The organism is Streptomyces sp. NPDC057877 (assembly GCF_042796855.1).
Lineage (GTDB): Bacteria > Actinomycetota > Actinomycetes > Streptomycetales > Streptomycetaceae > Streptomyces.
The window spans coordinates 75,704-91,154 of record NZ_JBHVMS010000017.1; the positions used below are offsets into that span (position 1 = coordinate 75,704).

The window sequence follows — 15,451 nt, forward strand, 5'->3', positions numbered from 1 at the left end:
GCGCTGGGCGGTTGGTGCGCTGCGGGGTGGGGGCGGGTGTTCACCACTTGTCGGCTTCCTCGTGTGCGTCGTAGAGGCCGAATCCGGTGGCCGCGGCGGGATGGGCGTCGTCGTTGGGGAGGTCGTCGAGGCCGTCGAGGTCGTCGATGCTGTCGTCCTCGTCGTACTGCGCTGGTTCGCCGGTGGCGGTGCCGGTGCCAGTGCCGTGGTGGGGGTGCCGGGCGGTGGGAATGGGCAGCGTGGTGGCGCGGGCGAGGAGGGCTTGCTCGGTGGTGGTGGCGTGGCCGCTGTGGACGCGGCGCATGAGCTGGTCGAGGGCGTCGGCCAGGCCGGCTTCATGCTGCTGACTGTCGTCGTGGTTGCTGTGCTGGGCGTGGGTGCGGATGTGCTGCCAGGTGTGGTCGTTGAACGGCTGGTGGACGTGGTCGCGGTGGATCCAGGGGATCTCGGTCAGCAGCCCGTCGGGCAGGCGGATCCAGATCTGGCGGACGTCGTGGGGGTTGTAGTGGATCTCCCATTTCCCGCCGCGGCCGGCGACGGGGGAGGCCTGGCCGCGGTAGGGGGCGAGGAGGTCCGCGTCGTAGGTGCGGTGGTGGATGCGGATGCCGGCGGGGGTGATGGCCTGCCAGCGCACGGGCAGCAGTTCGAGGTAGTCGCGGCCGGTGAGCGGGACCGGGACGTGTCCCGTGACGGCGACGAGCGCGGCCCACATCTGGTTCGGTGTGAGGGCTTTGCGGGGCATCATCGGGTGGCGCAGGCCTTCGTGGGGCCGGTGGTGGTAGTGCACCAGCCACTCATCAAGCAGGTCCTGCAGTTGGGGGACGCTGTAGCAGGCGTCCTTCTCGGTGTCGGGGCCGCGGCGGGTGACGTCGGATCCGGTGTAGCCGGGCAGATGCTGGCAGAACAGGGCGTTGATGGTGCCGAAGGTCCGCTCGACGATGCCCTTCGCGGTAGGGGCGTGGGGCGGGGCGGGCTGGACGCTGATGCCGAGGTGCTCGCAGGCAGCGGTGAACGCGGCGGAGACAAAGATTTTGCCGCGGTCGACGACGATCGTCTCGGGCAGGACGACGGGCCGGGCCGCAGCCTCGGCCAGGCGCTCGTCCAGCGTCGTCAGCCGCCGGTGGGGGAGTGCGGGGGCGCGGTCCATGCGCAGGATGTTCGGCCAGGTGGGGCGGGCGGGGTGCGGGACGGCCATCTCCGCGAGCAGCAGGGCCGCATCGACGGCCTTGGTAGCGCTCGGACACAACACGGCGGCGAGGATGGCGCGGGTGGCGACGTCGACGGCGATGGTGAGCTCGGGCCGGGCCAGGCGTCCGTCGTCGAAGAGGGCCAGGACGTCCAGGCGGGTGGTATCGATCTGGACCTGCTCGCCGGGCCGCAGCGCGGTGGCGGGGGTGAAGGCCCGCCCGTCGACGCTCGCCGGTACTTGCCTCACGGGCCCGGTGGGCAGTTCACCGGGCCGGGCCAGGGCGGTGACGAGCCGGTACAGCGTGGCCTGCGACGGCGCCGGCACCGTACCGGGCCCGTGCCGGTCCTGAAGGATCTGGTTGATCAGCGGGAACAGGCCGTTGATGGTGCCCTTGGAGCGCCCGCGGCGCCGGCGCAGTGCCTCGCGGACGGCGGCGACGACCCGCTCGTCGGCCCGCCCGGTGGGGCTGGAGACGCGGGTGGTGCGGTGGTCGAGGAGTCCCCACAGGCCTTGCTTGCGGTAGGCCAGGCGCATGCGCTGCACCGTGGTGCGCGACACCCGGCCGAAGCCGAGCGCGGTCAGCTCCTCGGCCTTGGCCTGTTCCCGCTCGGCCAGAGTGTGCCGCTGCGGGTCGTACTGCGGCCGGACCGCTCCTTCGCTGCCGGGCCCGCCGGCAAGCCCGCACTCGACTTCCCGCACGTGCCGCCGCCAGGCCAGCGCCTTCTCGCGCGCTGCGGCGGGGGCGGTTTCGAACAATCCCCACTGCGGGGCTGCTTGCGGTGCGTCGGCGCCTACGACGGTTAAGCCGGGGTCGGCGAACAGGTGCCCGGCGAGCACGGCCTCACCCCCGCCGTCCGGGCCGACAAGGCGAATCTCCTGCCCCGAAAGGGCGACGACCTGCCACGTCACACCATGGAACCGGACGCGACCTCCGACCTTCACGGCCGGCCGGGCATTGCGCCGCGCGCTCACCGGGCACCTCCTGCCGTGCCCGCGCCGTTCCAGCCCCGCGGGCCGACGAGGACGCGTTCGTGCAGTGGCGTGGCCAGGCCGGCCGTCAGGTGTCCGTGCCACAGGGCATGGAAGACACAGGGAAGGACCTCGACCGGGTCGCCGATTGCTTCTGCGCCCTCGATCAGCGGCCGCGGCCGCGTGAACGCCTCGACAACCGCCGTTATCAGCCCCGGGCGGCCGGCGTTGCGAGGATGGCGGTATCCGGCCAGCCATTTGAGGTTGGCGGCCAGGACGTCGTCGAGCGGTGGGATGCGACGGTAGGTCCAGCCGATGTCTGCGCACGCCTGCGCCACCGCCTCGGCGGCCTTCAGCGCCCGTTCACCGCCCGCGTCGGGGTGGCCGGGGCAGTCGGCGAGCAGCGCGGTGCCGTCGGCACGGCGGGCGAAAAGCTGCGGCACCCAGGAGTGCACCTGCCCGCGGGGATCACGCCACAGCAGCCGTACCGGCCGCCCCGCCAGGCCCGTCACGTCCGGGTCGCGGTCCAGGACCATCAGCTGGGCGCGCATCGCGTTCGACCCTGCGGCCACGTGCCGCCCGGTGGTCGCCGACCACCACAGGCCCGGCCCCCAGCGCCGCCCCGGCACAGCCGGGAACGCCGACACCGGCGGCAGGTCCTCGAACGCCACGGTCATGGCGGCATCCGCCCACCGCTGCTGCACCGCCTGCCCCACCGGGTCGAGGAAGACCGCCTCGAACCCGCCTACCTGGTACACGGCCGCTCGCCCTGCCCGGCCCCGGGCTGCTCCTGTACTGATCACCCACGCCAGCCAAGCCGCTCCCGCCCGCCCGGACCGCTGTTTTCAGTGTTTCTGCCACGAACCAGTGCAGTATCAGCTAACAGCCGACTCGCCCCCGGCGCGCGGGCTCAGCCGCCGCTCTCCTGCCCGCCCGCGGTCAGCATCTTGCGGAGCACCTCGACGGGCATGTCCACCCACCCGGCGACCTCCTCCAGGGGCACCCCGGCGTTGACCGCCGCCACCGCGGTCCGTTTCCAGGCGTTCTCGATCAGGCCCGCGCTGTGACCGAGCCCGCGCAGCAGCCGCCGGGCGACGTCGGCAGTCGGACCGGTCTGCACCCCGCGCAGCTGCAGCAGCTGCTCCTGGGCGCTGTCGACAGTGCTGGTGATCAGCCTGCGCTGCTCGGCGGGTACCGCAGCCCGCCACATCGTCCCCGAACCGGGCGCCTTCTTCTCCTTGCCCAGCACCCGCAGCTGGCTGGCCATGGTCGCGGCCTGGTGTTCCCGGCGCAGCCACCACGGGTCGTTGTCGTACCCGGGCGGGCCGCCGGCGCCGCGGCGAAGGCGGATGACGCTGCCCATCCAGGAGGTCAGCGGGCCGCCGTAGTCGGTCGCCGCCAGTGGCCCCAGCCACGGCCGGCCGACCCGCTCGCCGAGCCCACGGCAGAACGTTCCGTCGGCGGGAAGCGCCCGCGGCCGCCCGGCACCGCTGTCGGCCCACACCAGCTCGGCCATGGCCGGGTCCAGCAGTGTGTCGGCCACCGCCACCACCTCCGGGAAGACGACCGCGTCCCGCCCCACGATCCGCCACCGCTCCAGATCACCACCTGCATCCCCGCCCGCGACCTGGTGCAGGCGCCGCGGCCAGATCGTCTCCCGCTCCCACTGCAGGGCCTGCTCCCACCACCGGGCCGCCACCGCCTGCGCCAGCGCGAACACCCGCTCCGGCTCGGCCCCGGCGCGTACCGCCCGCCGCGCCACCGAGGCCCACCGCCGCTGCGCCGCCACTACCTCCGGCAGGCCACGCAGGTCGAGGTGCTCCAGCGGCTGGTTGGCGTCCGCGTCCAGCAGCCACCGCTCATGCCGAACACATGCCCGCTCCCACGGCGGCGCGTACCGCACCGCCCGGACAGCCGCCCCCGTGCGCCGGGCCGTGCACAGCCGGCAGTCGAACGCCACGGGACCGGCCACCGCGCCACCGGTCCGCCACAGCCCCACCGGATCGCCGTCCTCGACGCGCAGCTTGGTGTCCCCTTCTGCCCAGGACGGCAACGCTCGTGCCAGCACGTCTTCCTCGACGCCGCATACGCCTGCCAGGAGCTGGCGTCCGGCTGCGTTCAGCAGCACCTCGGCGTCGGCCCGTGTGCCTCCGCCCTCGTGCCCAGGCGGGTAGTTGCGCCACTTCCAGCAGGCCCGCAGCACCTTCGCTTCCATCCCATATCGGCTGGCGATGCGGCAGATCAGCGACGAGGTCGTCTCCCCCTGCAGGGGAGCTGTCCGCAATAGGCCGGGAAGATGAGTCACTCCACCACGGTCTCGTGTTCACCGCTCCGGGCGGGGGATTTCGCAGCAGCCGGCCGGGCCTCGGGCGGTCTACTTCCCCGGGCCATGAGTCTCCCTTTCAGGGACTGCAGGCGTCGGTGTGGCGGCGGATTGGCCCGTTCAAGCGCACCGTGATGATCTGATCGCACTAAGCTACGCCTGTGGTGGTTGGCGAAGATGCTCAGGTGAAGGGCTTCTCGGGGGCCCGCAGAGCCAAGCAGTGGCTCGAGGGCACGATGCGTATCTTCGGCGCGTACGCGAACACGGACTCGGAGTCCTGCGGCCGTCGGCTGACACTGTCCTGGCCGTACGGAGGCCGGACGTTCTCCTTCGATCTGGGTGGCGCCATGCGTGGTGACCCCTACCAGAACGACATGTTCTGTGCGGAGGTCAAGAATTATGCGCAACCCAGCGATCAGGGAACCCAGTTCGACGAGTTCCTCGCCAAGTGCTACGTAGCCGCCCAGGCCCAGCACCACCTCAGCGATCACTTCATGTGGATCACCTGGGCACCCTTCCGCGCTAACTCCTGGTCCACCCTCAACTCACCAGGCCAGGTGGAGACCGCGGTCCTTCATCACAGCAGCCGCGTTTTCGGCACCAGCGACACCGAGGAAGCCCGAAAACTCCTGGACGTTGACCTCGCCCAGTCGGTCGCCGCACGTCTGTGGCTGATCGTGCTCTCGGACAAGCAGGAAACCCTTCTGCCGCTCAAGGACTGGGCAGCCATCGTCGCCGCCGAACTCACCCGCAGAGAGGGCTCGTGGTGAACCTCGTCGAACAGTCGATCTCCCAGGCCATGGACGAGCCCGACGACCGAATGATGTTCACCCGGGTCAAAGACATCGTCGCCCGGCACCTGCGCCGCATGGACCCCGGTGCCACCGTCACCAAGACCGAGTTCTTCAACCACACCCATGTCCCCGACATGGTCCTCGAATGGCCCGGCAGACCCCGCACACCGCGCCGGTTCATCTACCTGCGCACCACATCCGACCAGCGCGAGCTCGAGGACGACCTGCAGCGCCTTCCCCGTGCCGACCGGCCGGTGCTCCTGGCGCTCGGTCAACTGCCCACCGAACGGCAGCAAGGAGATCTTCCCCCGCTGCCCGGCAGCAGCACCGCGCTGCTCCTCGACGCTTCCGCACTCGGCGCACTCCAACCGGCCGACGACTCTCCCGGCATCCCCCGTCTGGTGTCCCGCTCCGTTCTCGAAGGCGGCCGCGGCACCCTCGACAAAGCGGCGACCGAGGAGTTCCTGAACACGGTCGTTCAGGGAGCCGAGGCCGCCCGTGCGGGAGAACGCGTTCCCACCCGCGACGCCGTCAACGCCCTCACCGCACGGATGACCACCGACGTCGCCGACCGGATGTCAACCTTCCTTGCCGCGCTCTGGCAGGGCGGCGGATCCACGCTCGCCAGCTTCCCAGCGCCCCAGCGAGGCGTCGGCCATCTCGACGAGACGGCCCTGATGTACCTGCTGGAATCCGAGGACATCACCGACTCCGCATTCTGGAACCGGGTCGTCCGCATGATCAGCCTCCCTATCCTGCTGCGCACCCCGGCCGCCGGCACCGGCAACCTTCAGCACCTGATGCGTGAGGCGATCCAGCTCTGGACCAGCCGCGTCTGCATGATCGTGCCCGGCATGGCTGACGCGGACATCAGCCCGTGGCGCTGGGCGGTGAAGGCCGGCCAGCTGATCCTGCAGACCCCGCGTTTCCATGTGCTCGTTGCCCAGTCCCGGCGCCAGCTCCCGCAGGGACAGGAGCACGATCTGCCCCGCCTCGACGAGGTGAGGAACAGGGCTGACCGCTTCGGCATCCCGTTGACCTCTCTTCGCATGGTCGTCACGGACCGCCACGTCGGATACGGCGGCCCCGGAGACGACATCTCCCACGACGCCCAACTCGACGGCATCAGCGACGCGCTGGGACAGGCCGAGGGAGTCATCGAAGCCGATGCCCGCATCCCTTCCGGCGAGACGCTCCAGTGTCTGTTCGGCACCGGAATCGCCAGTGCCCGCGGCGCACGTACCCAGGTACCGCTGGACGCCCTCCTCGGCACAACGACACGCTTGCTCTCTGATCTCTCAAGCGACGAAGCCGAGAAGATCACCCAGCTCCTCGGCGCCCAAGGCCCACCCCCCGACCAGCCATGGAGTCAGCCCAGCTTCGACGACGTATAGGACATGCGCGGGGCCGCCAGCAGCGCTGTGGGCAATGGCAGAACCCGGTGAGGGCAGGCAACGGCACCGAAGCTCCTCCGGGAAGCTGACCGTCAGACACAAGGCGAGGCCACCTCACCGCCCTGCGTTGATCGGCCGGCGGCCGTGTCTTCACCCACGAGCCGCCCAAGACCCTCAATAGGGCGGATCGGACTTCCTGCTGAAGCCGCTGAAGACGACCGATGCCGTGGCCCAGAAACTCGGGATCACTCAGCGGTCTGTGGAGCGCTACCGCATCGGTGAGCGCAAACAGCCGTCCAGGGCCATCGCTGGCCGTGTCGACGTGGCGGTTCGAGCTCCGTTGGCAGCACCGCGTCCGCGACCGGCGCCGCAAGCAGGCTGTGACCCGTAACGGGAGCACCGGGGAGGCCCGCGCTCGCTTCGGCTGCATCACGTCCGTCGGCACCACCGACGACGGACGTCTGCGCCGCATCACCGTCCGCCTGTCGGCCGAGTACGCCCGGCGCCCATTCGACGCCCAGCGGGGGCAACGCTGCTCAGATCACATATGAGGTCATTGCTGAGGGTATCCAGGAGGTGTCCTTCAAGGACCACGGGAACCGTGCTGAACAGCTTGAGGTCGAGTTCACCGACATCGACTACTGATCTCGCAGGGGAGCGGTGTTCGGTCTGCGGCATACGGTCTGGAGGCGTCGCGCGGGGGCCTGGTTGTTTCCGGGCGGTACCAGCTTGCTGGGGCTCTGCTCCCGCTCTGCCGATTGTCAGTGCTGCGTGGGACTCTTTGAGTAGGTCACCGGCACAACGAGCGGAGAGTACTGAGGTGCATGCTATGGCTGTCCGTGTTCGCCATTCAGGCCCCCCTGCGCCGTCTGGATGCCGGTGGTGCGGTGAGGAGAAGAGCCGGCATGGTCGGCGCTGGGCGTCGTCTGTGGGTGTGCACTCATGGGAGGAGCCCACCCGAGAGCAGCGTCTGAGCCGGATGCGAGCCCGCCGTGCACTGCGCCTGACTCAGCTTTCCTCGGGCCAGTAGGCCAGTCCGGCTTCACGGGCTACCTTGATTGCATCCTCGAACGACTTCACTAGCGCGGGCGGGACGTCGGAGGGCTTGCGCAGCTGGCGAGTCAACTCGACGACCATGCTCTCCTTCTTACGCGGAGCCTGCTCGGAGTGCTGGTACAGCAGGCTGTGAAGCGACTTGCTGAACTTGCCGCTGCTGCGCAGGTCTGCGACATCCTTGGGTGTCCACTGCTGCTCGTCCTTGCGAGGCCATTCGGCGTTCATGGTGTCGGCCCACTGATCGTCGCTGAAGACGTCCTCCAGTTCGTTCGGGTCTCCGAGGAAGAGGCAGTCTTTCTCGGCGAAACCGTACTTCTCCAAACGATTGAGGCTGAACTCCTTTTCCTTGTCGCGGATAGAGTCGCCGTCGACCAGGAACACGACGGTGCGCTTGTGCTTCTTGAGGAATTTGGCGAAGTTGAGGGCGCCGTCGTTGCCGCCGCAGTCCCACAGTGCGATGCCCGCGGACTGGATCGGGTAGCCGAACGCCAGCTTGAACAGTGCCGGCAGAGCCGCGTACTCGGTGGGGCCCTCGACACCGACGAAACACCGTTCGTGTAGGAGGACACTGTTGCGGAAGCCCAGGGAAACCGCCATGTTCGACAGAAAGCGCCGGGTGTCCTCGTCGGTGTCCTCTGCGCCGAGCGACTGTACGTAGGCTCGTCCGTCCCTGCTATTGAGATGCACGATGTCCTGGATGTCGACACCGTCGATCAGGTTCAGGGAATGGGTGGCAACGATCACGGTGGACTGAGCGGCGGACGCCGACACCTTGATCATGTCCATGATGCGACGCTGGTGCTCATAGTCCAGGTGCGTGTCGGGCTCGTCATAAGCGATGATCACACCGCCTGTGACGCCGTCCTCCGCTGCTTCCGACAGAAGCTGCTGGCTGGCCTCCCAGAGCGCCAGCGAAATCCGGCGGGACCGGCCGGCCCCGGCCGCGGCCAGTGACACGGCCCGCTGACCCGGTGCCGCAGCGGTCACTGAGACGCCACTGACAGTCGGCCGGAACTGCACGGTCGGCTCCAGCGAGAAGGAGTCGAAGCCGCATCGTTCCTCGACCAATTTCTGCAGGCGGGCGGCATCGTCCTTGAGCAGGCCGGAAAAATCGGTTTCCAGATCGGTGATCTTCTGCCGGGTCTCCTCGCGCAGGGTGTACTCGCGCAACTTCGCCGTCAGGATGCTGCGGACCACGGTGTCGGGAGTCTCCGCAGCATCGCCCCGGAAATAGAGGAGCTGAGGCAGGGCGCTGACGATGTGCTCGGGCGCCTGCGCCCAACCGGCAACCGTCGGGGCTGAGGCCGCATGCTCCTCGAGAACCTCGGTCCAGCTCGCTTTGACGTTCGGCTGGCCCTCACGCAACTTGACGCCTACATCGGAGGCGAGGCTGCGGAGCTCGGACGCCTTCAGGGAGGAGATGTTCCGTAGCGCGGGGTTCTGCGGCACCTGCGCCAGCCACTCAAGTGAGACGCCTTCGCCTTCCACGTGCCGACGGCGCACCTGGATGGAAGAGGGGAGACCCAGGGCCTTCTTCTCGGCGTCGGACAGGTCGAACCGGCCTTCCACCGTCACCGCGATCGGCTCCGCGGCGTCCTCGTCCGGTGGCAGGGCAGCGCGCGCGGGTTCACTCTCGGCAAACTGAGAGATGTCACTGTCCGCGAGAGGGCGCTCGCCGAGCAGGAAAGCGATGGCGTCCAGAGTCGCTGTCTTCCCGCAGTCGTTGTGCCCCGTCAGGATGGTCTGTTTGTGGATCGGGATGCCCTGGACGTCGCCCAGCGAGCGGAAGTTGGTGACGCTGAGTTCGACGAGTCGCACAATGCTCCCTTGCTGTACGGCACGGACACGCGGGTGGCCAGCAGCCGTCAACGTGCCGTTGAAACACACCACTTCGGGACGAGGTGGGAAAACTCTAGCGTCTGGTGAGGCATGGGAGAGCTGGGATCCCAACGTTGCAGAGGGCGCGTCAACGTAGGAGAGCGACCGAAGATCCCATCCCGGCCGACGGGAGCGTCTCCGGCCGTGATGGGAGGGCTGGTCTGATGCCTTTGGCGGCGGTGCGGCCCGGGAATCGAGGCGAAACGTCGCGCCCAGAAGCCTCTGGGGGCGTGGAGCAGTCCATCCTCAGGCGGCCTTTCCGGGAACGGCGATGGTGTGACTGCCTGAGGATGGAACTGGTGCTCGGGTGTGGTTGCTCAGTCCTGGTCGCCGTTCAGGCCGCTGCGATTGGTGATGGCCGCGACGATGGCGCGAGCGTGGTTGGTGATAGCGCGCAGGTGGTCGGGGACCGTGGTGGCGGCTTTCTTGGCGCGGGTGCCGCAGGGAGCGGTTGCGTTCGAGGCGAGCGCGATGAGTCCGAGGCATCCGAGGAGCGTGGGCAGGAGGCTGCCGATGGTGTTGAGTACAGGGGTTTTCCCCTCCAGCTTGACGTGATGTTGAGGCGTGCCGGGCGCCGCGGCACGCCGTCAAGACTGGTGGGAACTCGTGGAGGCGGGCAACTTGCATTCCTGCAGGTCATGCCCTTAACGCGAGGGCAGGGCATGGGCACGCCGTGCTCAAAAATGTGTGATGCAGCTCACGTCATGAGTTGATGGTTCGTCACGCATGGTCGCTGACCGGCTTGTTGGACACCCGATCTCATCCAGTGACGCCGGTGTCAGTGAGCAGTTGTTGTTGGCCGGGGTGGAGAGTGCTCCATTGACTACGTTGGGCGTTGGCCCACCGTAGGAGTGTGTCGGGGAGGGGCTCGTTGCCCCTGATCGTGGTGCGGTATTGCTGCCAGGTGCGGTGCCAGGTGTAGGGCCAGGGTGGGTTCCACCACGGGTCCAGGCTGGTGAGGGCGGTTGCGGTGGTGGTGGAGAGGGTGCCGGCGCGGGCTTTGCGGCGTTGCTGGCACAGCCATTGGCCGAGGGGGAAGCCGGCTTGTCGGGTGTGCTTGTCGGGGGTGAGGTGGCCGTGCTGGGCGGCGTAGGCGTGTGCGTGGTGGAGTCCGGGGCTGGCGGGGTAGGAGCGTGTGGCCGGGGCGGGTCGTTCGCCTACAGGAGTGTGGGGTGTGATGCCGAGGGTGGTCAGGAGGTCCTGCTGGCCGGGGTGGAGATGCTCCCAGGAAGCCTGCTGGACACGGGCCCAGTGGCAAAGGCTTCGGGGGAGGTTCGTGGTCGGTAGGCCGTCGGCACCTGTGGCTGCCGTGCGGAGTCGGTGGTAGGCCTGCTGCCATTGCAGGGGCCAGGGCGGGTTCCACCACGGATCGATCATGGTCAGGGCTTCGGCCCGGGTGGGGGAGAGGCGGCCCTGGCGGGCGCGTCGTCGTTGCCAGGCCAGCCACTTCCCCAGCGGGAACCCGTCGAGGACGGTGCTGGCGGGCGCGGCGATATGGCCGTGTTCGGCGGCGTAGGCGCGGGCTTGTGCGAGTGCGGTGTCCAGAAGATCGGGCTCGGTGCGGGGAGCTGGCGGTTGGGCGGCTCGGCCTGTTTCGGCGGTGATGCCGATCTTGGTCAGCAGGCGGCGCTGTTCGGGGTGGAGTGAGCCGTAGTCGGTGCACTGCAGGTATAGCCACTCCCCGGTCAGCACGTGGGTGTCGGGGAAGCCGTCGGCGGCATTGAGGGGGCCGTGGCGCCTGACGTGGTCGCGGGCGCGGTAGTAGGAGCGCTGCCACTTCACCGACCAGGGGATGTTCCACCACGGATCCACCTCCTTCAGGGCGGCGGCCTTTTCTTCGGGCAGGGCCAGGGCGTGGGCCTGCTGGTTGTGCACCCATTTCCCCAGGGAGAAGGAACCGACTCGCGTGTCGCGGCGAATGGCGAGGTGGCCGTGCTGGGCGGCGTAGGTGCGCGCGTGGGCCAGGCCGGCGGCGAAGGCCCCGTCGGCGTGCACGCTGTGGCCCCGCAGCCGTTTCTGAGCTGGCAGACCCTCTGTGCCTGCAGTCTGTCGACGCTGGTAGCCCGCGAGAACGTCGGCGAGAGGCCGGGGCCGGAGTGCCAAGGGGACCTGCCACAGCCGCTGTTCGGCGTCTCCACTGCCGCCCTTGGTACGGATGCACTGGTACGTCCAGGCAAACAGCGGTCCGTGAGTGCAGGCGGCCAGACGCTCGGTGAGCCACGGACGCCGCAGGCGATGACCCAGCTCGCTGGGCACGCAGGGCACATCAGCCAACCGGTAAGGGAGGTGACCACCACCGTCAGCCGCGACACGGAGCCGCCAGGCCCGGCTGGCCAGAAGCGTGGCGAGGGCGACGGTCTCGGGGTAGGTGACCAGATCCCGCGCGAGGATCCGCCACCGCTGCGGATCCTCGCCCGCGGGCATGGCCGCCTCCAGCCGCATCGCCCACAGGCGCTCCTCGGGCCACTTCTGCGCCCACCACGAGGCGGTGACCGCCTCAGCAACCTCGAACGCCGAAGCAGCGACGGGGGAGCGGCGCAGCAGCCTGCGGTGATCGGCCTGCGCCTGGACCACCTCCGGGCACCCGGCCAGCCCCACAACACGGCCCCCGCTGCCGGGCACGCTCATCAGCCAGCACCGGTGGCGAGGGCAGACTCGCTGGTGCGCCGCCAGGTACACGCGGGCTGGTGCAACGCGACCGGTTCGCGCAGCCACACAGCCCGGGCACGCCGGACCCCAGGCAGCAACCGTCTCCACCCCGTTGTGGAGCCGCGCCGCCGGCCTCTCCGTCGAGGGGCCCAGCGGCTCCTCCCGCGTCCAGGCCGGCAGCGCACGGCGTATGTCCACCTGCGGCACACGGCACAGCGCCGCGACCCGGTCCCGGGCCGCGGCGTTCAAGAACACCTCGCTGTCGCCCTGCAGAGCCCCGACGACGCTCTGCTGGCCGGCCACTTCGGTGACCGACGACAGCAGACTCCGCACCGTCAGCCCGTACCTGTCCGCGATCCGCCCCAGGAACGACAGCGTCATCTCACCCTGTAGGGGAGCCACCCGAAAGGCACCCGAGGCCAGCAACCGCTTCCCCACCCATCCCGTCGCGTGTGACAGCTATCGTGCTTCGGCTCACCCGAGCAGGTGCTGGGCCTGCGAGCCGGGGCCAGGTCAGTAGTCGAGGTCGAGGTAGTCGATGTCGTTGAGGGTGACGTCGGAGAGTCCCATGGCGCGGTTTCCGCTGTCTTGGAAGTAGATGTCCTTGAAGCCTTCGGCGATGATCTGGCGCATCTGCTGGTCGCTGGCTCCGGCGTCGCGGGCGTCGAACAGGCGTTGCGCGTAGTGCGCGGGGAGGCGGACGGTGAGGCGGCGGAAGCGTCCGTCGTCTGTCGTGCCGATCGGCGCGGTGTAGCCGAACCGGGCGCGGGTCTCGACCGTGATCCCGGTCGTGGCGGCCTGCTTGCGCCGGCGTTTGCGGACCTGGGGCTGCCAGCGCCGCCGCACGGCATCGTCGATCCTCGCGGCGATGCCCTTCGGCGGGTGCTTACGTTCGCCCTTGCGGTAGCGCTCCACCGACCGCTGGCTGACCCCGATCTCCGCCGCGACGGCTTTGGTGGTCTTGAGTTGCTTGATCAGGAAGTTGATGCGGGCCTGGAGGGTCTTGGGTGGCTGGCGGGTGAAGGCTTCCCGGTCGGCGCGTTCGATGGCGTCGTCGATCTCTCCCACAGCGCCTACTCGCCTTCGTCCAGGACAGCGTCGCCGCCCTTGATGTGACGGGCCGGGTTGAGGCCCTGTTCCATGAGGTCGACCGCCCACAGCATCGACTGAACGCCCTCCAGCTTCGCCAGGCCAGGTGTGGGCCCGAGGCGGAAGGCACCGGGCTGGGGCTTGCCGGAGGCGGCGTAGGGCAGGAAGTCGAGCGGGCTGTCGCCCGGTGAGGGGTAGACGACGCAGTCGGACAGCACGGCGAGCGGGTACAGACCCGTCATCGTGGCCATGTTGCGCATCTTGCGGTGCATGTTGACCCGGGCCTTGGAGATGACGGCGGCGCGGATGTCGGGGCGCCAGGTGGGGCGCTGCAGGGCCGGCCACCGCTCGCCCTCCCGGTACTTCTTGCCCTGGGGGCGTTCACGCAGTTTGCCGATGCCGCCCTTGACGGTGGCCTTGATGGCGGCGAGGACGGCCACCATCGCCGGGTCGGCGTCCTTGTACCGCTCCATCGCAGCAAGAAAGGCGCGGTCGTCCAGGTCCTTGGTGACGCCGAGGTCGGCGAGGGTGTCGACGTAGGCGTTCTTGAGCCGGTCGTGCCACGGGTCCAGGTACGCGCCGGTCTCGCGCCGCAGGTACGCCTCGAGCGGGGTGACGTTGTAGCCGAGTTCCTGGGCGTAGGCGACGGTGTGTGTCTGGTACCAGGCCGGGCCCGTGGGCCGGGTGCCGTCCGGTGTGAACGGTGAGGGCAGGCGCGGGTCCACCTCGATGTGCGAGAGGTCGACCAGCCAGCTCCCGGGGATCTTTGGGTTGAAGGCCGGGGCGTGGAAGTGGTCGGGGGCGGACAGGCCGACGACCAGGCGGGCCGCGGCGGCGAGGAAGGCGGTGTTGAGGTCCAGTCCGACCGCGTACGGCAGGGTGCACTCCTCATCGGTGAGCAGGTCCACCGGCCGCACCCACTGGTACGCCTCCTCGTTCAGGAAGCCACCGGTCCAGCCGCTGTTTACGACGACGGGGTGCTCAGCGGTGGCCTCCGGCGGAGCCGGGTCCATCGGCTCTGTGCCCAGCGAGCCCGGGTTGTGGCCGGGCACCCAGTTCCCGGTCGCTTCGTCGCGCATCGCGCGGGTGGGCGGGCGCAGCGCGGTCATCAGCTCCAGCCCGGAGACGGCGGTGGATCCGCGCGGGGTGATGACGCGGGTGGCGTAGACGCCGAGGACGCGGGCGATGTCGGCCGGCTCCATCTGGCTCACGCCGGGCCAGGACCGCTCGTCGAGGGCGTCCCAGGACAGGATCGCGAGCTGCACGCACTGCCGCTCGCGGCCTTGGGCCTTGCGGTAGATCCTTGCCCAGGGCCCGAACCCGCGCTGGGTGAGCCGCCACTTTGCCTTCACCACCTGCTTAACCACCGCATGATCCTCGGGGAGACGCAGGGACCGGCGCTGCTCATGGCCCTCCAGGCGCTCCGGCAGTCCGAGCTTCACGGCAGCCGCGGCGGTAAGGACGATCAGCGGGTCGCTGTCCTTGCCGTAGCGGTTCAGGCGCGGCGCTCCGAGGCCGGACTCGCGCAGCGTCCACTCCACCAGCTCCACCACCGTGGTCGCCGGGCAGTCCAGCACGATCCCGTCCACGCCGTACGCGCAGCCGTCACCGTCCAGCACCGCGAGCGGACCGTGCGGAAACCGGGGATCGGCTGCGGGCTGCGCCGTCTTCTTCGCGGCCGGACGCCGCGATGCCGAAGCGAGCCGAGAGGTGCCGGCGGGGCGCGCCAGCACCGCAGCCGGAACGGCGGGAGCCTGCGGGGCGTCTGGCGTCTCCACCCTGGCCGCGGCCGGCTCGGCAGACGCCGCGGGCGCCGTCGCGGCAACCGAGGCTGCCGGAGCCGCGCCGGGGGCAGGGTACTTCGCCGCCCACCCGTTCAGCAGCCGCTGGTATGCGTCCAGGCGCGGCGACTTCGGCTCGCTGCGGCCGTTCTCCCAGTTTTTCACCGACTGGGTTGTCGTCTTCAGCGCGGTGGCCAGGCGGGCCTGCGTGATGCCGGCGGCTTCACGCAGCCGGGCGCGCTCCGCCGGAGGCGGCAGTTGCGGCTCCTCGTTCAGCAGTGCGTCGACGGACGCGAACAGCTCTTCCTCAGAGGCCATGACCCTGTACC

9 protein-coding genes are annotated in these 15,451 nt (G+C 69.6%); 2 read left to right on the plus strand and 7 right to left on the minus strand.

Annotation, left to right across the window (positions count from 1 at the left end; translation table 11 throughout):
- Positions 1-40: 40 nt before the first annotated feature.
- The 3 genes from ACFVQG_RS37245 to ACFVQG_RS37255 form a co-directional block, all read right to left on the minus strand.
- A complete protein-coding gene (locus ACFVQG_RS37245; protein WP_383392693.1) occupies positions 41-2,161 on the minus strand; it encodes a Mu transposase C-terminal domain-containing protein in 2,121 nt (706 codons plus the stop codon).
- Complete coding sequence (locus tag ACFVQG_RS37250; protein WP_383392696.1) at positions 2,158-2,916, minus strand: TnsA-like heteromeric transposase endonuclease subunit; 759 nt, start codon at positions 2,914-2,916, stop codon at positions 2,158-2,160. The genes ACFVQG_RS37245 and ACFVQG_RS37250 overlap by 4 nt, the downstream gene beginning before the upstream one ends.
- 152 nt (positions 2,917-3,068) lie before the next feature.
- On the minus strand, positions 3,069-4,373 hold the full coding sequence (locus tag ACFVQG_RS37255; protein WP_383392699.1) for a DNA-binding protein: 1,305 nt from the start codon (positions 4,371-4,373) through the stop codon (positions 3,069-3,071).
- 269 nt (positions 4,374-4,642) lie between these two features.
- Here ACFVQG_RS37255 and ACFVQG_RS37260 point away from each other — a divergent pair, with 269 nt between their 5' ends.
- Both ACFVQG_RS37260 and ACFVQG_RS37265 read left to right on the plus strand, forming a co-directional pair.
- Positions 4,643-5,251, plus strand: a complete 609-nt coding sequence (locus ACFVQG_RS37260) for a hypothetical protein (protein WP_383392701.1) — start codon at positions 4,643-4,645, stop codon at positions 5,249-5,251.
- Positions 5,245-6,669 (plus strand): hypothetical protein, encoded by a 1,425-nt coding sequence (locus ACFVQG_RS37265; RefSeq protein ID WP_383392704.1) that lies wholly within the window; start codon positions 5,245-5,247, stop codon positions 6,667-6,669. The genes ACFVQG_RS37260 and ACFVQG_RS37265 overlap by 7 nt, the downstream gene beginning before the upstream one ends.
- A gap of 1,008 nt (positions 6,670-7,677) precedes the next feature.
- Here ACFVQG_RS37265 and ACFVQG_RS37270 read toward each other — a convergent pair.
- The 4 genes from ACFVQG_RS37270 to tap form a co-directional block, all read right to left on the minus strand.
- Positions 7,678-9,543, minus strand: a complete 1,866-nt coding sequence (locus tag ACFVQG_RS37270; protein ID WP_383392707.1) for an ATP-dependent endonuclease — start codon at positions 9,541-9,543, stop codon at positions 7,678-7,680.
- A gap of 819 nt (positions 9,544-10,362) precedes the next feature.
- The gene (locus ACFVQG_RS37275; RefSeq protein WP_383392710.1) at positions 10,363-12,690 is read right to left on the minus strand and encodes a Helicase associated domain protein; all 2,328 of its coding nucleotides are present in this window, start codon (positions 12,688-12,690) and stop codon (positions 10,363-10,365) included.
- 75 nt (positions 12,691-12,765) lie between these two features.
- The gene (gene tpg / locus ACFVQG_RS37280; protein ID WP_383392713.1) at positions 12,766-13,320 is read right to left on the minus strand and encodes a telomere-protecting terminal protein Tpg; all 555 of its coding nucleotides are present in this window, start codon (positions 13,318-13,320) and stop codon (positions 12,766-12,768) included.
- Positions 13,321-13,325: 5 nt separating this feature from the next.
- On the minus strand, positions 13,326-15,440 hold the full coding sequence (tap, locus tag ACFVQG_RS37285; RefSeq protein ID WP_383392716.1) for a telomere-associated protein Tap: 2,115 nt from the start codon (positions 15,438-15,440) through the stop codon (positions 13,326-13,328).
- Between the last annotated feature and the right edge of the window lie 11 nt (positions 15,441-15,451).

Bases quoted from the DNA above. Each gene is read 5' to 3' on its own strand.
- ACFVQG_RS37255 (WP_383392699.1), bottom strand. From the start codon at position 4,373: ATGGAAGCGAAGGTGCTGCGGGCCTGCTGGAAGTGGCGCAACTACCCG.
- tap (WP_383392716.1), bottom strand. From the start codon at position 15,440: ATGGCCTCTGAGGAAGAGCTGTTCGCGTCCGTCGACGCACTGCTGAAC.